General features: G+C 44.4%; 20 protein-coding genes. 13 read left to right on the top strand and 7 right to left on the bottom strand.

Annotation, left to right across the window (positions count from 1 at the left end; all coding sequences use genetic code 11):
- Positions 1–31 precede the first annotated feature (31 nt).
- From SJY39_RS20505 to tatC, 5 genes are all read left to right on the top strand, one after another.
- Complete coding sequence (locus tag SJY39_RS20505; protein WP_016768252.1) at positions 32–637, top strand: SCP2 domain-containing protein; 606 nt, start codon at positions 32–34, stop codon at positions 635–637.
- A complete protein-coding gene (gene ubiB / locus SJY39_RS20500; protein ID WP_010433475.1) occupies positions 634–2,268 on the top strand; it encodes a ubiquinone biosynthesis regulatory protein kinase UbiB in 1,635 nt (544 codons plus the stop codon). The genes SJY39_RS20505 and ubiB overlap by 4 nt, the downstream gene beginning before the upstream one ends.
- 54 nt (positions 2,269–2,322) lie before the next feature.
- A complete protein-coding gene (gene tatA, locus SJY39_RS20495) occupies positions 2,323–2,577 on the top strand; it encodes a Sec-independent protein translocase subunit TatA (protein WP_004735565.1) in 255 nt (84 codons plus the stop codon).
- A 3-nt stretch (positions 2,578–2,580) separates the two neighbouring features.
- A complete protein-coding gene (tatB, locus tag SJY39_RS20490; protein ID WP_010433478.1) occupies positions 2,581–2,988 on the top strand; it encodes a Sec-independent protein translocase protein TatB in 408 nt (135 codons plus the stop codon).
- A 148-nt stretch (positions 2,989–3,136) separates the two neighbouring features.
- Positions 3,137–3,895 carry a twin-arginine translocase subunit TatC gene (gene tatC, locus SJY39_RS20485; protein ID WP_010433482.1) on the top strand — a complete coding sequence of 253 codons (759 nt, stop codon included), beginning with the start codon at positions 3,137–3,139 and terminating at the stop codon, positions 3,893–3,895.
- Between the two features lie 302 nt (positions 3,896–4,197).
- On the opposite strand, the gene SJY39_RS20480 is transcribed toward tatC, so the two are convergent.
- Positions 4,198–4,962, bottom strand: a complete 765-nt coding sequence (locus SJY39_RS20480) for a TatD family hydrolase (protein WP_016768254.1) — start codon at positions 4,960–4,962, stop codon at positions 4,198–4,200.
- Between the two features lie 208 nt (positions 4,963–5,170).
- On the opposite strand from SJY39_RS20480, the gene hemB reads away from it, so the two are divergent.
- From hemB to polA, 3 genes are all read left to right on the top strand, one after another.
- A complete protein-coding gene (gene hemB, locus SJY39_RS20475) occupies positions 5,171–6,214 on the top strand; it encodes a porphobilinogen synthase (protein ID WP_010433487.1) in 1,044 nt (347 codons plus the stop codon).
- Positions 6,215–6,292: 78 nt separating this feature from the next.
- The gene (locus tag SJY39_RS20470) at positions 6,293–6,727 is read left to right on the top strand and encodes a GNAT family N-acetyltransferase (RefSeq protein ID WP_016793875.1); all 435 of its coding nucleotides are present in this window, start codon (positions 6,293–6,295) and stop codon (positions 6,725–6,727) included.
- Between the two features lie 678 nt (positions 6,728–7,405).
- Positions 7,406–10,219: a DNA polymerase I gene (gene polA / locus SJY39_RS20465; RefSeq protein WP_016793876.1), complete on the top strand. Its 2,814-nt coding sequence runs from the start codon at positions 7,406–7,408 to the stop codon at positions 10,217–10,219.
- Positions 10,220–10,725: 506 nt separating this feature from the next.
- On the opposite strand, the gene SJY39_RS20460 is transcribed toward polA, so the two are convergent.
- Positions 10,726–11,331, bottom strand: coding sequence for a hypothetical protein (locus SJY39_RS20460; protein WP_016768256.1), 606 nt, complete (start codon positions 11,329–11,331; stop codon positions 10,726–10,728).
- Between the two features lie 230 nt (positions 11,332–11,561).
- Positions 11,562–12,221 carry a ribosome biogenesis GTP-binding protein YihA/YsxC gene (gene yihA, locus SJY39_RS20455; protein ID WP_010433499.1) on the bottom strand — a complete coding sequence of 220 codons (660 nt, stop codon included), beginning with the start codon at positions 12,219–12,221 and terminating at the stop codon, positions 11,562–11,564.
- Positions 12,222–12,369: 148 nt separating this feature from the next.
- Here yihA and SJY39_RS20450 point away from each other — a divergent pair, with 148 nt between their 5' ends.
- From SJY39_RS20450 to hemN, 5 genes are all read left to right on the top strand, one after another.
- On the top strand, positions 12,370–12,987 hold the full coding sequence (locus tag SJY39_RS20450; protein ID WP_004735574.1) for a cytochrome c: 618 nt from the start codon (positions 12,370–12,372) through the stop codon (positions 12,985–12,987).
- A gap of 557 nt (positions 12,988–13,544) precedes the next feature.
- A complete protein-coding gene (locus SJY39_RS20445) occupies positions 13,545–14,183 on the top strand; it encodes a class I SAM-dependent methyltransferase (RefSeq protein WP_016789627.1) in 639 nt (212 codons plus the stop codon).
- A complete protein-coding gene (gene yihI, locus SJY39_RS20440) occupies positions 14,183–14,740 on the top strand; it encodes a Der GTPase-activating protein YihI (protein ID WP_010433507.1) in 558 nt (185 codons plus the stop codon). The genes SJY39_RS20445 and yihI overlap by 1 nt, the downstream gene beginning before the upstream one ends.
- Before the next feature lie 6 nt (positions 14,741–14,746).
- Complete coding sequence (locus SJY39_RS20435) at positions 14,747–15,235, top strand: DUF2489 domain-containing protein (RefSeq protein ID WP_010433509.1); 489 nt, start codon at positions 14,747–14,749, stop codon at positions 15,233–15,235.
- A 343-nt stretch (positions 15,236–15,578) separates the two neighbouring features.
- Positions 15,579–16,970 (top strand): oxygen-independent coproporphyrinogen III oxidase, encoded by a 1,392-nt coding sequence (gene hemN / locus SJY39_RS20430; protein ID WP_010433511.1) that lies wholly within the window; start codon positions 15,579–15,581, stop codon positions 16,968–16,970.
- A gap of 85 nt (positions 16,971–17,055) precedes the next feature.
- Here the strand turns inward: hemN and SJY39_RS20425 are convergent, their stop codons facing one another.
- From SJY39_RS20425 to SJY39_RS20410, 4 genes are all read right to left on the bottom strand, one after another.
- Entirely contained in the window at positions 17,056–19,653 is a 2,598-nt protein-coding gene (locus SJY39_RS20425) for an EAL domain-containing protein (protein ID WP_016784091.1), read from the bottom strand.
- 80 nt (positions 19,654–19,733) lie between these two features.
- A complete protein-coding gene (gene glnG / locus SJY39_RS20420) occupies positions 19,734–21,137 on the bottom strand; it encodes a nitrogen regulation protein NR(I) (protein WP_010433515.1) in 1,404 nt (467 codons plus the stop codon).
- Between the two features lie 109 nt (positions 21,138–21,246).
- Positions 21,247–22,323 carry a nitrogen regulation protein NR(II) gene (gene glnL, locus SJY39_RS20415; RefSeq protein WP_010433517.1) on the bottom strand — a complete coding sequence of 359 codons (1,077 nt, stop codon included), beginning with the start codon at positions 22,321–22,323 and terminating at the stop codon, positions 21,247–21,249.
- A gap of 167 nt (positions 22,324–22,490) precedes the next feature.
- Positions 22,491–23,063, bottom strand: coding sequence for a DUF4124 domain-containing protein (locus tag SJY39_RS20410; protein ID WP_016793877.1), 573 nt, complete (start codon positions 23,061–23,063; stop codon positions 22,491–22,493).
- Between the last annotated feature and the right edge of the window lie 23 nt (positions 23,064–23,086).

The raw sequence follows: 23,086 nt of genomic DNA, 5'->3' as shown, positions 1-23,086 counted from the left end.
GGCTTATCCGTTTTCAAAGGTAAGGACAGTCATGCCATTTGATCCATTGGTCACCGCGGTTATTGAAACCTCTTTAAATACTTTCGTGAACGATGATCCAGCCTTGGTTCGTCGTTTGTCTCGTTTAAAGGGACAGATCATTCAAGTTAATTTGAAAGAGTTGAACAAAACACTCACCTTCGTTTTCAGTCAACAGATCGATGTGTTGTCGGAATATGAAGGGCAGCCTGATTGCTACCTATCTTTGAATTTATCGGTGTTACCGGAACTGCGTGAGCAATCGAACATCACTAAGCTGATCAAACAAGATAAGTTGATTCTAGAAGGTGATATTCAACTGGCGCAGAAGTTTGCTCAACTGATGACAGACTGCAAGCCAGACTTGGAAGAGTGGTTATCTCGTGCGACTGGTGATGTGGTTGCGCATACCTTAGTGCAAGGTGTTAAAAACGTCGGTGGTTTTGTGGCGAAGCAAGCCACTAAGCATCAAAACCATGTTGCTCAGGTTCTGACAGAAGAGTGGAAGATTGCTCCAGCCCCGTTAGAAGTGGTGCACTTTTGCGACCAAGTTGATGACGTAAAAAGCTCAGTAGCACGCCTTGAAGCTAAATTGAACGCTCTGTTGGAGAAAGCATGACCCCAGCAGAACTGAAACGTCTTTATCATATTATCAAGGTACAGTTAGAGTACGGCCTTGATGAGTTGATGCCTGAGCACCAGTTAACGAAAGCCCCTTTGCTGGCGAGAAAGTCACTGTTTTGGCTTAAGAACAAACATCAAGATAAAGAGTTAGGTCAGCGTTTACGTCTTGCTTTGCAAGAGTTAGGGCCAGTGTGGATCAAGTTTGGTCAAATGATGTCGACGCGTCGTGACCTGTTTCCTCCTCATATCGCTGATCAACTCGCTTTATTGCAAGACCAAGTCGCTCCATTTGACGGCGCGTTGGCCAAGCAAGATATGGAAAAGGCACTGGGTGGTAGCCTAGATAACTGGTTTACCGACTTTGATATCGAGCCACTGGCTTCAGCTTCTATCGCTCAGGTGCATACTGCGAAGCTTAAAGAGAGCGGCCGCGAGATTGTTCTGAAGGTAATTCGCCCTGATATTCGCCCGGTGATTGATGCAGATCTAAAACTGATGCACCGAATGGCGCGTATAGTCGCTAAGTCGCTTCCTGAAGCACGTCGTTTGAAACCTGTTGAGGTGGTTCACGAGTACGAGAAAACGTTACTTGATGAACTGGATCTGCGCCGCGAGGCAGCGAATGCAATTCAACTGCGACGTAATTTTGAAGGCAGCGAAGAGCTGTATGTGCCAGAAGTTATTCCTGATTTAAGCAGCGAAACCTTGATGGTGTCAGAGCGAATCTATGGTATTCAAGTTTCAGATATTGAAACACTGAATGCTAACGGCACCAACATGAAGCTGCTGGCTGAACGCGGTGTGACGGTATTTTTCACCCAAGTGTTCCGCGATAGTTTTTTCCATGCAGACATGCACCCAGGTAACGTATTCGTTAACCCTGAAAATCCAGACAACCCGCAGTGGATTGGCTTGGATTGTGGCATTGTCGGCACGCTCAACAGCGAAGATAAGCGCTATTTAGCCGAAAATCTGCTGGCTTTCTTTAATCGAGATTACCGTAAAGTTGCGGAGCTTCATGTGGATTCGGGTTGGGTTCCACACGACACCAACGTCAACGATTTCGAATTCGCGATTCGTATGGTGTGTGAGCCGATTTTTGCAAAACCACTTGGCGAGATCTCATTTGGCCATGTGTTGCTAAACTTATTTAATACAGCAAGACGTTTCAACATGGAGGTACAACCTCAGTTGGTGCTTCTGCAGAAGACCTTGTTGTACGTCGAAGGCCTCGGTCGCCAGTTGTACCCGCAACTTGATTTGTGGGCAACGGCTAAGCCTTTCCTTGAAACCTGGATGATGAATCAGGTGGGGCCGCAAGCTGTGATTAATGCAGTAAAAGAGCGCGCGCCATTCTGGGCAGAAAAACTGCCAGAGCTGCCAGAGTTACTTTATGACAGCTTGCGTCAAGGTAAAGCGATGAATCACAGAATGGATCAGCTTTATCAAGGCTATAGAGATAGTAAGCGTCAGCAAGCAACTGGAAAGTTTTTGTTTGGCGTTGGAGCAACTTTAGTCGTATGCTCCGCAATATTAGTTTCAAGCCCTTATGAGCAGCTATCTATGGGCTGTGGCATCGCAGGTGTCACATTTTGGCTGCTAAGTTGGCGAGCTTACCGTCGTTAGACAGTAGACTTCCTTAATATTTTTTATGTGTAGACAGACCCGAGGACAATGACAATGGGTGGTATCAGTATTTGGCAACTTCTAATCATTGCTGTAATTGTAATTTTGCTATTCGGAACAAAGAAACTGCGCGGTATGGGCGGTGACTTAGGTTCAGCGGTTAAAGGCTTCAAAAAAGCAATGAGCGATGAAGATAAGCCTGCAGATAAGAAAGACGCAGACTTTGAACCAAAGAATATTGAACAGCAGAAGAAAGAAGCGAGCGCTGAAACAACTGCTGAAACAAAGAAAGACAAAGAGCAGGCGTAAATCGTGTTTGATATCGGTTTTTGGGAACTGGTATTAATATCTGTCGTTGGGTTAGTTGTTTTAGGACCTGAGCGTTTGCCTGTGGCGATTCGCAGTGTTTCCAAGTTTGTTGGACAAGCGAAAAGCATGGCAAATAGTGTGAAAGATGAACTTTCTCATGAGCTTAAGGTGCAAGAACTTCAAGAAAACCTACGCAAGGCGGAAAAAATGGGTATGGAAGATTTATCTCCAGATCTAAAAGCATCAGTTGATGAACTCAAGCAAGCCGCTGCTGAGGTTCAACGTCCGTATGCTAAGCCTGAGTCTGATAAGCCAAGTGAGACTAAACCTAGTGTCACGGAAACTGTGGAATCTGAAACCATTCAGGTCAACAGCGAAGCTTCAGCACCGTCAGATAAGAAAGCCGAATAGTCTCGCAAGGAGGAGTCGCCGTATACTTGAATCGCTAGATGTTTAAATAGATAGCTATTCAAGTAAATAACTATTCAAGTGGATACCAATTCAACTGGATAGATAGGTGCGCGGCTCCTTTTCGATCTTCCTGTTTAAGAGGTTTGACATGTCTTCGACTGAGCAGACACAGCCTTTAATTAGCCACCTTCTAGAACTACGTAATCGCCTACTACGTGCGATTGTCGCGGTTCTGGTCGTGTTTGTCGGGCTAATTTATTTTGCTAATGATATTTATGAATTTGTATCAGCACCTTTGGTAGATCGCCTACCTGAAGGGGCGACGATGATTGCGACTGATGTTGCATCGCCATTTTTCACACCACTGAAATTAACCTTAATCGCGTCTATTTTTATCGCGGTTCCGTTTATTTTGTATCAGGTGTGGGCTTTTGTCGCTCCGGGCTTATATAAGCATGAAAAGCGCTTGATCATGCCTTTGTTGGCTTCAAGTTCATTGTTGTTTTACTGTGGTGTGGCGTTCGCTTACTTCGTGGTATTCCCATTGGTATTTGGCTTTTTTACGGCCATATCATTAGGGGGAGTTGAGTTCGCAACCGATATATCGAGTTACCTTGATTTTGTACTCGCGTTGTTCTTTGCCTTTGGTATTGCTTTTGAAGTACCAGTCGCGATTATCTTGCTATGTTGGACAGGGGCGACAACGCCTAAAGCTTTGTCAGAAAAGCGTCCTTACATCGTCGTCGGTGCTTTCATTGTTGGTATGATGCTGACACCACCCGATATGATCTCGCAAACCCTGTTGGCGATTCCAATGTGTATTCTGTTTGAGATTGGTCTGTTCTTTGCGCGTTTTTATGTGCGTAAACCAGAAGAGGGTGATGAGGAAGAAGAGGCTGAATCTTAATTGGCAAAGAGCTGATCGTTAGAGCCCAGCAGCAAAAAATCACATAATAAAAAAGCGGCTATTGGCCGCTTTTTTATTATGTTTTGTTTATCGAATCTTTAACTGATAGCCACAGTTTTGGCATATATAGAGCTCTTTGATACCCAAAATTTTATGCCATAGGGTTCGATGTTGACGTTGTAAGTATTGTGAGTGGTCACACATATCTATTATCCCCATATGAATGCGGTTGATAATAGACTCATTGCCTTTTGTTCTCAAATATTATTTGTTAATACAATTAATTTAATTTACTGATAAATCTATAATAAATTGAATAAATCTCTCGCATTTTTAGTGGTTAACGCGTCAACCTCTTCAATCGTCATGCCTCTAAGATCGGCTATTCGCTGTGCAACCAACTCCGTGTACGCTGGCTCATTCCTCTTACCGCGATTGGGTGCCGGTGCTAAATACGGACAATCAGTTTCAAGAATGATGTAATTCATATCAAGGTGAGGGATTACTTTGTCCATGCCTGAGTTTTTGAACGTCGACACGCCTCCTAAGCCTAAATGAAAACCTAACGCATTGATTGCTTGAGCTTCCTCTAAGCTGCTGCCAAAGCAGTGAAACACACCACGTAAGCTGCCGTCTTGTTCTTGGCGAAGTAGTGCGAGTGTTTCTTCAATGGAATCACGGGTGTGGATGACGACAGGTAGGTCGAGGTCTTTTGCCCACTGCAATTGGGTGACGAAGGCCATCTCTTGTTCTGCTTTAAAGGTTTTATCCCAGTACAAGTCGATACCAATCTCACCTACGGCTATAAAGTCATGCTTATCAAACCAAGCTCGAACGGTTTTGAGGGTCTGCTCGATATTTGCATCTACGTAACAAGGGTGCAAACCCATCATTGAACGACATACCTCAGGAAACTGAGCCTCTGTCGCTAGCATTGGCTCGATAGATTCTAAATCGATGTTCGGCAGCAGAATGGTATCAATACCTTGAGCAAGCGCGCGTTGCACGACTTGTTCACGGTCTTCATCGAATTCGCTCGCGTAAATATGGGCATGGGTATCGATCATTGTTTTGTCCTGAAAGCGGTCTTTACTGAATTGTCATGAGTATACGGCAGTGTGAGGAGAAGGTCATTTTTTGCCATTTCTCCCTGTTTTTGAGTGGGTTTTATATTTTACTGTTAGCGTCCTGAGCCATCAGTGATATGCTTTTGCCTGTATTTTGCACTTTTCATATCTAAGCATTTCGGTGCTTAGACTAGGCAAGGAGAATCTAGTGTCTGTTTCAATTCAAGGTCAATTCCCAGGTCGCCGTATGCGCCGTATGCGTAAGCACGACTTTAGCCGTCGCCTAATGGCAGAAAATCAATTGTCTGTGGATGATCTAATCTACCCAATGTTTATTCTTATGGGTAAAGAGCGTCGTGAGCCTGTAGAGTCAATGCCAGGCGTTGAACGCCTGTCTATCGATCTTATGCTTGAGGAAGCGGATTACCTGTCAAAATTGGGTGTTCCTGCAATTGCTCTGTTTCCGGTAGTGAACCAAGATGCTAAAAGTTTATGCGCGGCTGAAGCTCATAACTCAGAAGGTTTGGTACAACGAGCAGTACGCTTACTCAAAGAGCACGTGCCAAATATGGGTGTGATTACTGACGTAGCACTGGATCCGTTCACTACACACGGCCAAGACGGCATCATCGATGAAGATGGTTACGTGATGAATGACGAGACGACTGAAGTCTTGATTAAGCAAGCACTATCACACGCTGAAGCGGGTGCTGATGTGGTTGCACCGTCGGATATGATGGATGGCCGTATTGGTAAAATCCGAGAAGCGTTAGAAGAAGCTGGCTACATTCATACCCAAATCATGGCGTACTCTGCAAAGTATGCATCGTGCTACTACGGCCCATTCCGTGATGCAGTTGGCAGTGCTTCGAACCTGAAAGGTGGTAACAAGAAGAACTACCAGATGGATCCAGCCAACAGCGATGAAGCGATTCATGAAGTCGCGATGGATCTTAATGAAGGTGCGGATATGGTGATGGTGAAACCAGGCATGCCTTACCTAGACATCGTGCGCCGTGTTAAGCATGAACTGCAAGCTCCAACGTTTGCTTATCAAGTATCTGGTGAGTATGCGATGCACAAAGCGGCGATTCAAAACGGCTGGCTGAAAGAGCGTGAAACCGTCATGGAATCACTGTTGTGCTTTAAGCGTGCTGGCGCTGATGGCGTCCTGACGTACTTCGCTAAAGATGTCGCAGAGTGGCTTGCTGAAGATAACGCACAAGCTGCTGAGCACCTGCAAGGCAAGTAAGTACGATCAAGCAAATCATATGATCACCAAAGGGTTGGCCGTTGTGCTAGCCCTTTTGTTTTATGAGGATGAAACAAGATGTCAATCATCGTACGTGAAGGTTCGTTAGAAGAGGTCGTCTCTGTTGTTGAACAGATCTCCGAGTTTGCTAAGAACGAAAGCGTTGCTTCTCTTGCAGAGCGGCTTGCTGGGAAAAAGAGCCTGATTTTAGTGGCTGAAGACGATGACGTGCTGCTTGGTTTTAAGATCGGTTACGCATTGGATCAGCACACTTTCTATAGCTGGTTTGGTGGCGTATCACCGCTCGCAAGGAATAAAGGTGTTGCACAGGCGCAATTAGATACTCAAGAACAGTGGGTGAAGCAACAGGGCTACCAACAGCTAAAAGTGAAATCTCGTAACCAGTTTCCTGCGATGCTGCGTCTGTTATTGAGAAACGGTTACCTAATCGAAAAATTAGAAGAAAAAGAAGACATTAATGCCCATAGAATCCATTTTTTGAAGCAAATTTGAGCACTGCTGTTAACGGTTTATAAATTAAATGAGATTTATTATCATTTAAGTGTTGACTATTAAATGAGAATCATTATTATTAACTTTGTCTTAGGGAATGAGGAAATGTTCACAAGGATGTTAAGTACTCAAGTGTCAACTTGGTTACCCAACAGAATTCTCGCGAACTTGTACTAAGTTCTTTTTGACACGACATTGCTCACATTGCTTCCAGTGTAATTTATAGCTTTTAGGTAAAGCTGTGGTATTCAATTTGAATGGCTTTACCGGTTTTTGCTAGGCGACATCTTCGGGTGTCGCTTTTTTTATACCTTCATTTCAACAAGATGCATATTTAGTGGCACATATTTTTATGAATAAAACGCCATCAGTATTCTTTTCCACAACGCAAGATCGTAAAAAGATCGTTGATCATATGTTCGATCTGTAATTTTATTCTTTACTTTCATGAGCTTATTGTTGTTTTATTGCTTGTTGTGCTTAGTTTTCAACAAGGTGGATAAATAATATAAACAGAGTTATCCACAGAACGCTTGCGTCTAAGAACAAAAAATAACAACAAATCGATTATATCGAACACAACCGAGTGAACGGATACAGATCGACAACGTGGAATCCAACCAACAGACGTGGCATTCTTAACAGATAATTTCTGTACTTACTGGATACACAAACATTATGGCTCGTATTCCTGATAATCCATTGATTCTGATCGATGGCTCTTCTTACCTATATCGCGCGTTCCATGCCTACCCTGGCACCATGAGCAATGGTGATATCCCTACCAACGCTGTTTACGGTGTGGTTAACATGTTACGCAGCATGATGCGTCAATTTGCTTCTGATCGTATTGCGGTTATTTTTGATGCGAAAGGAAAGACGTTCCGTGATGACATGTACCCAGAGTACAAAGCAAACCGACCACCTATGCCTGACGATCTTCGTTGTCAGATAGAGCCTCTGCACAATGTTATTCGTGCGATGGGTTTACCACTTATCTCTATTCCTGGCGTTGAAGCGGATGACGTAATTGGTACGCTGGCTTCTCAGGCTTCAGCTCTCGGTATGCCTGTGCTTATCAGTACTGGTGATAAAGATATGGCGCAATTGGTGGATGATAACGTTACTTTGATCAACACCATGACCAACGTAGTGATGGATCGTGAAGGTGTTATCGAGAAGTTTGGTATCCCGCCAGAGTTGATCATCGATTATCTTGCTCTGATGGGCGATAAAGTGGATAACATTCCGGGTGTCCCGGGTGTCGGCGATAAGACTGCAACCGCATTGCTGCAAGGCATCGGTAGTATCGAAAAGTTGTATCAAAATCTTGATGATATTGCGGCACTTGGTTTCCGTGGTTCGAAAACCATGGCTAAGAAGTTAGCTGATAATAAAGCTAATGCTGATATGTCCTATCAGCTCGCAACAATCAAACTGGATGTTGAGCTTGAAGAGACGCCTGAGTCATTAGTAAAAGCACAACCCAATATCGATGAGCTGATTAAGTTATACGGTCAACTGGTCTTCAAATCTTGGTTGAATGAGCTACTTGAAGGTGGCAGTGGTGTCGTTGAGGCGGCTGAAAAACCTGCCGCAGCGGGAGCTGGATCAGTACGTAGCAGCGCTTCTGCAACAACGTCTACTGTAGAGATGAATACATCTGCCGTGACGATTGATCGCAGCAACTACGAAACCATCCTCGATGAAGCGTCATTCAATGTTTGGCTAGAAAAACTGAAAGCGTCTGAAGTATTTGCTTTCGACACGGAAACAGACAGCTTAGATTACATGGTCGCGAACCTTGTTGGCTTGTCATTCGCAACCGAAGAAGGCGTTGCCGCTTACGTACCTGTTGCCCATGATTACTTAGATGCACCGCAGCAGCTGGATCGCGATTGGGTACTTGAACAGCTTAAGCCAATTCTCGAAGATGATTCACAAGCAAAGGTAGGACAAAACCTGAAGTACGATATGAGTGTGCTAGCGCGCTACGGTATCGATATGAAGGGGATTAAATTCGATACCATGTTGGCGTCATACGTTTTCAATAGCGTAGGTGGTAAGCATGATATGGACAGCTTGGCACTGCGTTTCCTACAGCACAGCTGCATCTCATTTGAGCAAATCGCAGGTAAGGGTAAGAAACAACTTACTTTTAATCAAATTGAACTGGGTGAAGCTTCTCCGTATGCCGCGGAAGATGCAGACGTGACACTACGTCTTCATAACCGCTTGATGGAAAACATCAATCAAGATGAAAAGCTTAAAACCATCTATGAAGAAATTGAAGTCCCGCTGATTCCTGTCATGTCTCGCATTGAGCGCACTGGCGTATTCATCGATGACATGTTGCTAGGCGCTCAATCGCAAGAGATTGCGGTTCGTCTGGACGAACTAGAGCAGAAAGCTTACGAGATTGCAGAGCAAGAGTTCAACATGAACTCGCCAAAACAGCTGCAAGCGATCCTGTTTGAGAAAATGGGTCTGCCTGTTATCAAGAAAACGCCATCAGGGGCACCTTCAACCAACGAAGAAGTGCTGCAAGAACTGGCGCTTGATTACCCGCTACCTAAGTTGATTATTGAGTATCGTGGCCTTGCGAAACTGAAGTCTACCTATACAGATAAATTGCCGAAGATGATCAACGCTGAAACAGGCCGTGTTCACACGTCTTACCACCAAGCGGTGACAGCAACGGGCCGTTTGTCTTCGACTGATCCAAACCTACAGAACATCCCAATTCGAAATGAAGAAGGTCGTCGTATTCGCCAAGCCTTCGTTGCACAACATGGTTGGAAGATCCTAGCGGTCGATTACTCTCAAATTGAATTGCGTATCATGGCGCACCTATCGGGTGATAAAGCGTTACTAGAAGCATTCCAACAAGGCAAAGATATCCACGCGGCAACGGCTGCTGAGATTATCGGTGTGGCCATTGATCAAGTTACCACTGAACAGCGTCGTCGTGCTAAAGCCGTTAACTTCGGTCTTATCTACGGCATGAGTGCTTTTGGTTTGGCTAAGCAACTGGGTATTCCTCGTGGGGAAGCACAGCACTACATGGACACTTACTTTGAACGTTACCCTGGCGTAATGCAGTACATGGAAGACACACGCAGCGCGGCTTCAGAGCAAGGCTTCGTTGAAACCATTTACGGCCGTCGTTTGCACCTTCCTGAAATTCAATCTCGTAATGGTATGCGTCGTAAAGCGGCTGAACGCGCAGCGATCAACGCGCCAATGCAAGGTACAGCGGCAGATATCATCAAGAAAGCGATGTTGTTAGTCGATGAGTGGATTCAAGCCGAAGGCGATGGTCGTGTGAAGCTATTGATGCAAGTACACGATGAATTGGTGTTTGAAGTGGAAGAGTCAGCTTTAGCCGAAATTGAAAGTAAAGTACAACAATTGATGGAATCCGCGGCAGAACTAGAAGTGCCGCTTGTGGCGGAAGCTGGCCACGGTGACAACTGGGATCAAGCCCACTAATCAGTTTTTGACCTTATTAAGCAAATTAGTATGAGCCAGTGCACAAACACTGGCTTTTTTTTGTCTCGAATAAAGATGAACTGTGAAAAGAACTTAGATGTTTTAATAAAACATTCATGAAAAAAAACTACAAAAATTGTTTTCATTTCTGAGCAATTGTTGTACATTAAATCTTGTAGGGTACAGAGGTAAGATGTTCTATCTTTCAGACCTTTTGTTTCACGTTATTGGATTAGGCTGATTCAGCCGCCCCAGTCAGTATTTGACTGGGGCGTTTTTTCTTGTGCGAAAGAAAATTTTTCCAACCTACGATTACTCCCGTAAACCCGCCCTTTTTAGTGTCTTTTCTTACGCTTTCTCAAGCACAGTGATAAACACCTGATTTGCCTTAGATCTGGAACTCGATCAGCATTTGGTAATTTAAATCCATCTCTAATTTGATTGTTTTATCATTTGAAATAACTTTTATTTTACAAATGGTCGGTAAAAGATAGGTAAGTCACGCCTTATTTATCAGTGTATTGAGCGGGTGAATGCTCAATGTACTCCATAATTTCTTGTTGTTTCTCAGTACTGTATTTTAGCGCTTCGGCGGTGATCTGGATGGATTGCGCCATAGAAGAGATATTGTGGGTCGCTTTTACCAAGGTTTGCTGCATGGGTTTTAGGATAAGTAGGTAGATAGCAGTCAACGCGATGACAATGACAGCGACCACAGCCACTAACGCAATGATGATCTTGGTCTGAATATCATCCAACAGCATTTGACTGGTATTTTTAAAGGCGAGTCGAGATTGGTTTAAGGCTTGTGGGAGTTGATTGAGTGATGTCTTGGTAGAGCTGGCGAGCTTATTAATGCTTTCGACGGTCTGATTCAATGCTTGCTGCTGATCTTCACTGAGGTTGGGGTTGTTGACGATCGCCTGCAAAGATTGCGATATCACCTCAAGAGATTCACTTGCCTCCTGAGCATACTTCTCCATGCCATCGAGATCTAAGGTCATATCAACATTGACCAGAGCGGTCTCGGTCTTGGTCTGTTCTGCTTCAGAGGCGAGCCCTGTTAATGAGACCAGCATAAGTGCAATGATGGCCAATGGTGTTTTCCACATGAGTACTCCTTTCTCATTGTTCTGTTTATTTCGGTGTGTCTTTTAGTATGGTTCACTTCTATTGGTTTAAGCGGATAAATGCGGTCTCTATCGCTAATAATTCAGGCCTAACTCACTAATTTTCTGGCAAAAAAATACCCCGCTTTTATAGTGCGAGGTATTGATAAGGCTAAATCACTGGTTGTCAGTGCTTTAATCCCTAACTATAGATAAATCTATAGTTAGGAGAACTACTCTGAATCGTTGTGCTCTTCGTCCGCTAGCTCATCAATGAGTTGGTCAGCGAAAGCTGGGGCAAACCACTCATCCATCTTGGCACGCAGTTGGTCAACGCCGATGCCTTTCATTGAAGAGAAAACATCAACCGCAACATCACCACCGAAAGATTTCGCATCGTTACGGATTTTTAGTAGCTGAGCTTTACGCGCACCACTTTTCAGTTTGTCTGCTTTTGTTAACAAAACCTGTACTGGGATGCGGCTATCGATAGCCCAGTAGATCATTTGTTGGTCAAGGTCTTTCATTGGGTGACGGATGTCCATCAATACCACTAAACCTTTCAGGCTTTCGCGACGTTGTAGGTATTCACCTAGCGACTTCTGCCACTTTTTCTTTAGTTCAAGCGGTACTTGAGCAAAGCCATATCCAGGTAAATCGACGATATGACAACCATCCGTTACCTTAAATAGGTTGATTAGCTGAGTTCGACCGGGTGTTTTACTGGTTTTCGCCAAGCTTTTTTGGTTTGTAACGCGATTTAGCGCGCTAGATTTACCAGCATTGGAGCGTCCTGCAAACGCAATTTCGATCCCTTCGTCTTCTGGTAAATGACGAATATCAGGTGCACTGGTAATGAAATGCGTGTTTTGATAATGAATTTTTACGCTCACTGTTAACTCCATCTCGACTTTGTGTAGTCGATTGATTACTTTTTTGTGAATTTGTGTAAAATAACCGTGCTCGGCATAAGGTCGCCTATTGTACCATGAGTGGCAACATAGAGTGGTACTGGAAGCTTGATAATTATAATGGAATGTCATGAAGAAATTAGCGCTAATTTTGAGTCTTTTAGCCAGCTGCTCAGTATGGGCTCAAGGTAGTATTGAAGCTGGTAAAGCCAAATCACAAACATGTGTTGCCTGCCACGGTGCTGACGGCAACAGTCTGATCACTCAGTACCCTAAACTGGCTGGTCAACATGAGAAGTACCTAGAGAAGCAGTTAAAAGAGCTTAAACTCGGTATGACGAGTGGTGGTAAACAAGGTCGTAATGAACCTGTAATGGGTGCGATGGCGATGTCTTTATCTGAAGAAGATATGGCTGACCTAGCGGCATACTACGCCTCTCTACCTATTTCTAGTAACTCAACTCCTGAAAATGTTGTGGATGAAGGTAAAGTTCTTTACACCGCAGGTAACGCAGAACGTGGCGTAACGGCGTGTATTGCTTGTCACGGTCCTCGTGGTAACGGTACTGAACTTTCTGGTTTCCCTAAAATTTCTGGCCAGCACGCAGATTACATCAAGGCTCAACTTGAGAAATTCCGCGATGGTAGCCGTAATAACGACATGAATGCGATGATGCGTGATGTAGCTAAAAAGTTAACAGACGCAGATATTGATACCTTATCGAAGTACGTTGGTGGTTTACACTAATATGTCGGTTTCTTGCTCTTAGCCAGAGTAAAGAAATGTACGTTCGAGCGAGATTCAAGATACGCCCCGATCAGAAATGGTTGGGGCGTTTTCTTTTGTATTACTATTGCCTATGAGTGCCGTGTTCATATCTTATTTATCAATACGAGCTCAATTTGTGTACAAAAGTGTGAAGTCGCACTCTTGTAGTCTTTTTGTAACAAGGTAAAGTACCCGTCATCAGCTAGGAGCTGACTTAGATACGGATGGTCATCTAGTCTAACGGTATAGACAGAAACGGATCAGGCTAGGACAGCCCAGTAACAAGGTGTTAGAAAAGGATAGCCAAAACTCATCAGGACGATGAACAAAAAACAAATTTGGCATGGAAAGCACCAATAACAAATGGAGATTTGTGTACCAAGTTGAGTATGCAAATTTTGGCCGATATAGGCAGATTTAGAGAGCGATAGGTTTTCCTATCGCTTTTTTTATTGATTTGATGAAAAAACACCCAATACCTCTCCACTATAAACTCAGTTTCTGGTATGTTTCGCATCCCTGTTTAAGGATGTGCTATGTATACTTGTCCCTTATGCCATCACCAAGGCGTGAATCACTATTTTGAAGACAAACGCAGAGCTTATCTGCAGTGTCAGCAATGTGAACTGGTATTTGTTAAACCTGAACAAAGGTTAGAAGCAAAAGAAGAAAAAGCACACTATGATCTCCATGAGAACGATCCTAGTGATGCAGGCTATCGCCGTTTTTTATCTCGCATCGCAGATCCTCTAACAGACAAAATTTCATCTAACTCACACGGGTTGGATTTTGGTTGTGGCCCAGGCCCTACGCTATCTATTATGTTAGAAGAAGCCGGACACACCATGGAGTTGTACGATATCTATTACCACCCAGAACTCTCTGTGTTGGAAAAAACGTATGACTTTATGACTGCCACGGAGGTGATAGAGCATCTTTACCACCCAGACAAAGTGTGGCAGCAATGGTTGAATTTAGTTAAACCCAAGGGCTGGATTGGTCTTATGACTAAACTAGTAATAGACGTAGACGCGTTTGCTGGTTGGCACTACAAGAATGACCCGACACATGTCGTCTTCTTTAGTCGTCAAACATTCCAGTTTTTGGCAGAGCGGGATAAGCTCGAACTAGAATTTTTTGGAAATGATGTAATTTTACTGAGGAAAGTGCAGTAATGGGTCGTAGTAAGAAATCAAGAAAACCAGGAGCACTTGGCGCTCCGGAACCTATGGTTACTCGTAACCGTAGTGAATCTGATGTTGAAGGTCGTGAACGTAAGCGTGTTAAAAAGCGTAAAGGCCTTAAGTCTGGTAGCCGTCACTCAGATGGTAGCGAAGCAAAACAGCGCAAAGCTGCACTAGCTCGCGACCCTCGTTTAGGCAGCAAGAAAAAAATTCCGCTGATCGTTGAACCAGCGAAGAAGCCGACGAAACAAGAGCGCAAGCTATCTAACGAACAAGAGTTAGAGATGCTTGAGAATGATGCTCAACTGAATACACTATTAGATCGTATCGAAAATGGTGAAAACCTAGGTGCAGGTCTACAGAAGTTCGTTGATGAGAAACTTGATCGTATCGAACACCTAATGGGCCGCTTGGGTCTGCTAGAGCCAGAAGACGATGAAGAAGAGATTTTCGAAGAAGCACCTGTTGTTTCTAAGAAGAAAGCAAGCTCTGATGAAGACTTGTTATCTCAATTCGAAGACTTCGATTTAGACAGCTTTAAAGGTTAAGAGCCAATGAATGTAACCTTATTAGCAATTGCTGGCGGAATAATCATTCTCGGCTTGGGCTCTTATGCAGGTTACCTTCTACTTCAAGTGAAGAAGCAGACGGAGTTGCAAAAGCAGCATCAAGCACTTGCCATTGAAAAACGTAACGCAAAGATTTACGAGAACGTGAATACTTTGTGTCTAGCGGGTATTCAAGGGCAGTGTGATTTACCTGAGATCAGTATCCGAGTGTGTATCATTATGGATAATGTTCAGGGTGATGAGCGTGTCGATTTTGATTCTGAATATCCTGCTCTTTCTGAGCTGTACCATATCGTAAAAGACATGGCTCGCGGAGATGAAAGACAGGCACTGACCAAGAAAGAGCGCATGCAGCAGAATCTCACACGCCACAAGGCAGAGACTCGCTTGAATGATGCCGTCATCGAAGATTTGAAACGGTTGCAGGAGAAAATTAAACCTCTTAACAACCAAATCAATATTCAGATGATTTAGTCGCTAAGACTTTTAAAATTGAGGCTTGTTTAACATTTAGTTTTCAAAACGTGCTGTTTCAAGACGCGCTGTTTTTGAGATATACAGCTTTAAGACTCACGTCTTTAATACGCTTTGTCTTTAACAGATAATGTTAAATAAGCCTTCTTACCTTTTGCGTCTCGTTAATCCCGACGCTTTGTTAGTGATCAAGCTAGCAGTTCTGAGTTTTTGTCTAAAAAATTGATTTTGTCTTGAAACGACCTTACTGGTCGTGTGGCAAAATAACCCGTCTATATTTTAATGTATGTAAAATGATTTGAGAGACCTTAGGTTCTCGCGGATCTAAATTGGAATTACCGCTATGTCGAGCAAGCCAGTAACAACGAATCAGCAAATCGTTTGGGATCAAGAAATCTTAAACAAGTACAACTATTCGGGACCTCGTTACACTTCATACCCAACTGCGTTGGAGTTTCATGAAGCGTTTACCGTCGCTGATTACGACATGGCGTGTACGCAATACCCTGAGCGTCCACTCTCTCTTTACGTGCATATTCCGTTCTGTCACAAGCTTTGTTATTACTGCGGCTGTAACAAGGTCATTACCCGTCATTCGCACAAAGCGGATGAGTACCTAGATGTGATTGAACACGAAATTCGTCAACGCGCTTCTTTGCTGAATGGTCGCGAGGTGACTCAACTGCACTTCGGTGGCGGTACCCCGACATTCCTAACAAAAGTACAAATCACTCGTTTGATGATGATTCTGCGTGATGAGTTTAACTTCACGGCTGATGCTGAGATTAGTATCGAGGTTGACCCACGTGAGATTGAACTTGATGTACTCGACCACCTACGCCGCGAAGGTTTTAACCGCTTGAGTATTGGTGTTCAAGACTTCAATAAAGAAGTGCAAAAGCTGGTTAACCGTGAACAAGATGAAGAGTTCATTATTGCAATGGTTCAGCGTGCTAAAGAGCTAGGCTTCCGCTCTACTAATCTTGATTTGATCTACGGCCTGCCAAAGCAGACTCAAGCTTTGTTCGCGGAAACATTGAAGCAAGTGTTAGAAATGAAACCGGGTCGTTTATCGGTATTTAACTACGCACACATGCCGCAATTGTTTGCTGCACAGCGTAAGATTAAAGACGAAGACCTACCAGAAGCTAAAGAGAAAATGGCTATCTTACAAGATACCATCGAAACGCTAACGGGCGCTGGTTACCAGTTCATCGGAATGGATCACTTTGCACTACCTGAAGACGAGCTAGCAGTAGCACAACGCGAAGGTATCTTGCATCGTAACTTCCAAGGCTACACGACCCAAGGTGAAGCTGACTTAATTGGTTTCGGTGTCTCTGCTATCTCTATGGTCGGTGATGCTTACGCTCAAAACCAAAAAGAGCTGAAGAAGTATTACGCTCAGGTGAATGACCTGCGTCATGCACTTTGGAAAGGTGTGGTATTAGACAGTGATGACCTAGTGCGTCGTGAGGTCATTAAACAGCTTATCTGTAACTTTAAGCTTGATAAAACCATGATCGAGTCTGAGTTTTCTGTAGACTTTAATGGTTACTTCAAAGAAGACTTAGGGCTACTGCAAACCTTCATCAATGATGAGTTGGTTGAAGTGGATGACAAAGAAATCCGCGTGACTTTGCGTGGCCGTTTGCTGATCCGTAACATCTGCATGTGTTTTGATAAATACCTACGTGCAAAGGCTCGCCAGCAGCAATTCTCTCGTGTGATTTAATTACACGTTCGAGAAACAAACATAAAAAATGCCAGCATCATGCTGGCATTTTTTTGTCTGTCTGTAAGTCAATTCTCTATCTACTTTACATCATGCTTTCTTTACTGCTTTGTCTTACGTTGCAGAGGTCGGTTGGCCATTGCTCAAAAGGAACCGGGCGACTGTATAAGAACCCCTGCGCCTGCGGGCATTTCAGCTGTTTGAGTAGATCCGCTTGTTGCTGAGTTTCTACACCTTCTGCGACTATGCTTACCTTGAAGCCCTTGGTGATATTAACGATTGCTGCAACGATAGAGCTGTCTAGGTTCTCCTTATCCAACTTGCTAACAAAGCTGCGATCGATTTTAAGGCAGTCAAATGGCAGCTTATGTAAGTACGCTAACGATGAATATCCTGTGCCAAAATCATCAATCGCAATGGAAACACCCAGTGCTTTTAAAGTCAGCATGTTGTCGATGATCATGGGGTCATTATCTACGATGCGCGATTCGGTGATCTCTAACGTAAGATTGTTAGCCGATAGCTTTGTCTCACTCAGTATGGATTGGACTCGATCAACAAAGCTACTTTCACTCAACTGGTCGACGGAGAGGTTAACGTGAATTGTGAAGTCTTTACCCCATTTTCCTGACGCGATCGCGATGGCGGTATCCCGACAAGATTTGTGCAGGATTTGCTGGCCGATGTCGTAAATAAGCCCAGTCTCTTCTGCAAGTGGGATGAAATCTAATGGTGAGGCGACGATACCATCGTCTGTTATCCAGCGTGCTAAGGCCTCCGCACCAATTGTTGAGCCAGATTCAAGGTCAATAATTGGCTGATAAAAAGGCTCGAACTGTTGCAGTTCGATGGCTTTGTTCATACGAGCGAGCATTTTAGTTCGGTGCCTAGAAGCTTTGCCCATCTCGGGGCTGTATACGCTGACACGAGTCTTATCTTGCTTTGCGTTGCTGAGTGCAATGCTGCTATTGCGTAGCCACAGCGTAATATCTTGCTCGTTAGAGACTCCTACGACTCCAATTGAAACATTAATGACAACATTTTCTGACTCCATAGCAAATGGAGACGCAAAGGTTTGAAGTAAGCGGTTGGTCAGTAATTGAATATCGTCATCTTGGGTGACATTAGGGGCATAGATTGCAAATTCGTCGCCACCAGTACGGGCTAATAGGTATTCACTAGGCAGTGTGCCTCTTAGGCGTGCTGCCGCGATGATAAGCAGTTGGTCACCATTGTAATGACCTAAGCTGTCATTAATGTCGCGAAAGCGATCAATACCCACTAAATACAGAGTGCCTTTTTCGATATCGCCATTTGTCTTAGCGGCCTCAATAAAGCCTTCACGGCTGTATAGTTTGGTTAGCGAGTCATAGGTAAGCTGAGCTTGTAATTGCTGGAATGAAGCTTTTAAATTGTTGGCCATCTCATTAAAGGCTTCTACCAACAGGCTGGTTTCGTAGATGTTATTGCCAGATTTTGGCATGCCGCTGTCCCAGTCGCCGTTCGCGAGACGTTTGGCGGCATCTGCTGTGGAGGTGATGGGTTGGGTAACTCGATTAAAGGCGATCAATCCTGCGATAATACCGATACAGCTGAGAAGCAGTCCAAGTAGCCAGCTATTTCTTTGGTTTTTAGGTAAATCACCAAGCAGGTTGGTTTCAGGGATCGACATACCAATAAACCAATTGATGCCGTGATCATCTTGATAAGGCGTGATCTGATTGAAGTATTGTTCACCATCAAGAGTAAATTTGAAACGTTGCACGCCCATATTTTCAATCAAATGAAATTGGTCAACGTAACTGGCGCTCTCTTTTATGATGGGGTTAGCACTTTCTGTTGCTAATAAGCGCTGACCTTTATGAGTTTTACCGGTTCCCCAAGAGACAACGCTGCCCCCACCAGAGTGCGCCACCAAGCGCTGCTGTTGGTCAATAATATAGACAGAGGCATCGGTTTCGGCTTTTAGGTTTCTTAAGAAGGCGTTGAAAGTGTTGATCTTGATGTCACTGACAATCACGGCTTTAAATTCGTTGTCGTCATAGATAGGTGCTAGGGCTGAAAGCGTGATCTCTTGGCGTTCATCAGCGTTGGCGTAAATGGGCGACCAAGAAGCTGTTTTTTGATTAACAACAGGCGTGTACCAAGGACGAATTCTCGGATCGTATCCCGAAATGACGGAGCGAATGTCTTCACTAATCGTGCTGCCGCGATAAATGACAAGTTGATCTTGGGTTCGGTCATCTTGCACCATCAAGGTATAACCATTGTTGGCTTCTTGACGAAAGCCAACGTAGTTACCGTCTTCAGAGCCAAAGCCGATCACATCCAGTTGAGGAACGGCCTGAAAATGCGTAGAGAACTTATAAAGAATATAGTCTTGAACTCTGCTGAGGTTCCCCGATTGATAAAGGTGGTGGTAACCGATGTTGTGGCTCAGCGAGAGGTTGGCGTGAAACGGTTTTTCTAAAAACTCAGAAAGACTTTTATGAACGTTGTCTGTGAGTGATGTTAGTTGTCGCGCACTAAGATCACTCACCATTTCTTTGTAGCTTTGCTTTTGAGTAAAAACCATTACGCTCATAGTGAATAGAAAAATCATCACGAATGGCAGAACCACAGCGGTTCTTAATGTAATTTTTGTTTTCAAAGACATCGTCGCTACAACTTTAGTGAATGGCATACCTTAATTGTACCGACACTACTCAAACCAAGCGACTCTTTTTTGGGTTAAAAAGTCGCTGCATCGAAAGTCATATCAGGTCAGTACAGTTCTTTGAGTTTACGGGTTAGGGTGTTTCTGCCCCAACCTAAAACCTTAGCTGCATCTTGTTTATGACCATTGGTATGGTTGAGTGCAGCCTCGAGCAGTATACGTTCAAACTCTGGTAGAGCGTAAGTGAGCAGCTCTTTTTCTCCTGAATCAAGCGCACATTTCGCCCAATTCGCGAGCAGTTGCTGCCAGTTATCCCCAGAACCTGAAGTGGTCACGACTTTTTCTTCCAACAATTCCGGTGGTAGATCGGAAGGCAGTATCTCGCTGCCGCTAGCCATCACCGTTAACCAACGACAAATATTCTCAAGCTGACGTACGTTACCAGGCCAATTCAGTTGGTTGAGCTTTAGAATCGTTTCTGGATGCAGTGTCTTCACTTCAACGCCTAACTCTTCTGCAGCTGAGGCTAAAAAGTGGTGAGTCAGCTTTTCAATGTCCTGTTTACGTTCGCGTAGTGCTGGAATATGAATTCGAATGACGTTAAGTCGATGGAAAAGGTCTTCACGAAACCCACCTTCATGAACTAATCGTTCGAGGTCTTGGTGGGTCGCTGCGACGATGCGAACATCGACCTTAACTGCAGAGTGACCACCTACGCGATAGAACTGACCATCAGAAAGTACACGCAATAGACGAGTTTGAATATCGAGTGGCATATCACCGATTTCATCAAGAAACAGCGTGCCGCCGTTAGCCTGCTCAAAACGTCCTTGGCGAACACTGTTAGCACCAGTAAACGCGCCTTTTTCGTGGCCAAATAGCTCTGATTCAATGAGATCTTTAGGAATAGCCGCCATATTAAGGGCGATAAATGGCTTTTTCGCTCTTGGGCTGTGTCGGTGCAAAGCATGCGCGACGAGCTCTTTACCCGTACCTGACTCACCGTTAATAAGAACCGAAATGGATGAACGAGATAAACGACCAATAGCACGGAAAACTTCCTGCATCGCAGGTGCTTCACCAATGATTTCTGGCGCATTAGTGTCTTCAGTTACTTCGCTGGCTTGTTCGCGTTTCTGTTCATGGCTATGCGCAATCGCTCGCTCTACCAGAGTCAGTGTTTCATCGATATCAAACGGTTTAGGCAGATACTCAAAGGCCCCTTTTTGGTACGCATTGACTGCTGCATCTAAGTCTGAGTGCGCGGTCATAATAATGACGGGTAGATCAGGCGATCGCTGATGAACTTGATGTAACAATTCAATCCCGTCGATACCAGGCATTCTAATATCAGATACTAATACATCTGGCGTTTCGCGCTCAAGAGCAAGCAATACGCTCTCTGCGTCGGCAAATGTTTCGCACTTTATGTCCGCAGAAGACAGTGTTTTCTCTACTACCCATCGGATAGAGCTGTCGTCATCAACGACCCAAACGTATCCCTTACTCATAATTCAATTCCTTTACAGCCAATTCTATTGTGATAATCATTGTTGTTTTTATTTTTCGGTATTCTTTTTTGCCTTTAAAGCTCGGTTTTCCATTGGGATCTAGCTTCACTTATATCGGCAAGTAAATCGTGAATGTGGTATTTCCTGGCCAGCTTTCAACGTCAATTTTCCCATTGTGTTGATCGATCAGGTTTTGCGATATGGATAACCCTAATCCCGTGCCACCTTCTCGCCCGCTAACCATTGGGTAAAACAGTGTGTCTTTTAATTCATCAGGAATACCTGGGCCGTTATCGCTGATCTCAATACGAGCAGCGAGTTTGTGCCGTTGACCATGAATATTGGCTTGATGCACCGTTCTGGTGCGAATGGTGATTTTTCCTGATTCTTGGGTCTTTAAAATCTGTGCAGCATTGCTCACGATATTGAGCATGGCTTGTTCAACTTGGGCGGAATCCATCAAAATCGCGGGCAAGCTCGGGTCGTAATCTCTTTCGATAGCGAGTGTTGAACCTGATTCGAGTTCAACGAGTTGTCTTACTTTTTCGAGTATTTGATGGAGGTTCTCTTCCGATTTTGTTCCTGGCTTTTGTGGACCAAGAAGGCGGTCGACTAACGCTCTCAAGCGGTCGGCTTGCTCAATAATGATCTGCGTATACTCATTAAGGGACTGATCGGGCAGCATTTTTCCAAGCAGCTGCGCCGCGCCTCTTAATCCACCTAACGGGTTCTTAATTTCATGCGCTAACCCTCGCACCAGCAGCTTAGCCGCTTGTTGTTGCGCGTGCTGGTTTAGCTCTTGGCTGAGTCGTCTTTGTTGGTCTATCTTGCGCATCTCTACCAATAGCAAGGTCTCACGCTGCCAAGATATTGGGCTCACTGTCACTTCAAGCATTAATGGGCGGTTATCGACAACAAAGGTAACGTCACTGTCGGTAATGCTCTGGCCACTTTGCAGAGGTTGTGTCAGGAGGGCTAAATCGAGAGAGGCATGTTGGATGAGTTGGCTCAATGGATGATCAACGATGCGTCTCGCACTTTGTGAAAAGAGTTGTTCAGCCGATGGGTTGGCGTATCGCACATACAGTTGCTCATCGAGCATCAATGTCGAGGTCACCATATTATCGAGAATGGCACTGGAAAGTTGATGTGTATCTATGCTGTCGCGTTTCGCTGATCGATTCACTATTTCGTCCTTGAACTGGTGTTTTCTCACTGCACCAATTTGGTGCGTAGCTAAGTTCAAGTATGGCGCATATCAATCAGAAGCTAAAGTTAATTCATTAAAGTTGCTGAAAGCTGTTGAGAACAGGTGAAAAGCTGAGGTAATTCCGTCTCTTTTAACACACAGGCCTACTTGATCGTCGCTCGATGTAAATACACGGTGACTGGACTAGTAGATGCAATAAGCTTGCCGCTTCTATGTGCTTGAATTGCAATGGTGTGAGTACCTCGGTCTATGCCCTTCAGTTCCCAGTGAGATTGGGTTTGTGGAGCGCCATAACGACGACCATCAAGCATGAGTTGTAATTGTTCCCCGATACCTAGCTTTCGGCTCAGTTCTATTTTAATAGGGATTAAGCCGCGGTTGCTGCGGATGGTTTGATCGTGAACGGGAGTCAGCATAGTCAGTGCTAACTGAGTAGGGAGTTCTCGTTCTGTGGTGTTGTTGGCTGTTGGCTGATCATGAACTGGCGCAGTCACTTTCGTTGCCGATGAAGCCGAAGAATCAACGGGTATCGAGCTTTCAAATTTAGGCGCGGGCGCAGAAGCTTGTACGTCAGGTAAGTGAAGAGACTTGGCATTTTCAGCGGTGGGCATATCACTAAAGTGGAGTACGCCCTCGCTATCTTCCCAGGTATATACCGTTTGAGAAGAGCATGAGAGTGCGACTGTTAACCCGATCAGGAACAGTATATTTTTCATATCTTTAGCCTCTTTTAACCGCT

The organism is Vibrio sp. R78045, from assembly GCF_042466085.1.
Lineage (GTDB): Bacteria > Pseudomonadota > Gammaproteobacteria > Enterobacterales > Vibrionaceae > Vibrio > Vibrio cyclitrophicus.
The sequence above is the reverse complement of the archived record's forward strand: the minus strand, read 5'-3'. Positions and strand labels throughout refer to the sequence as shown.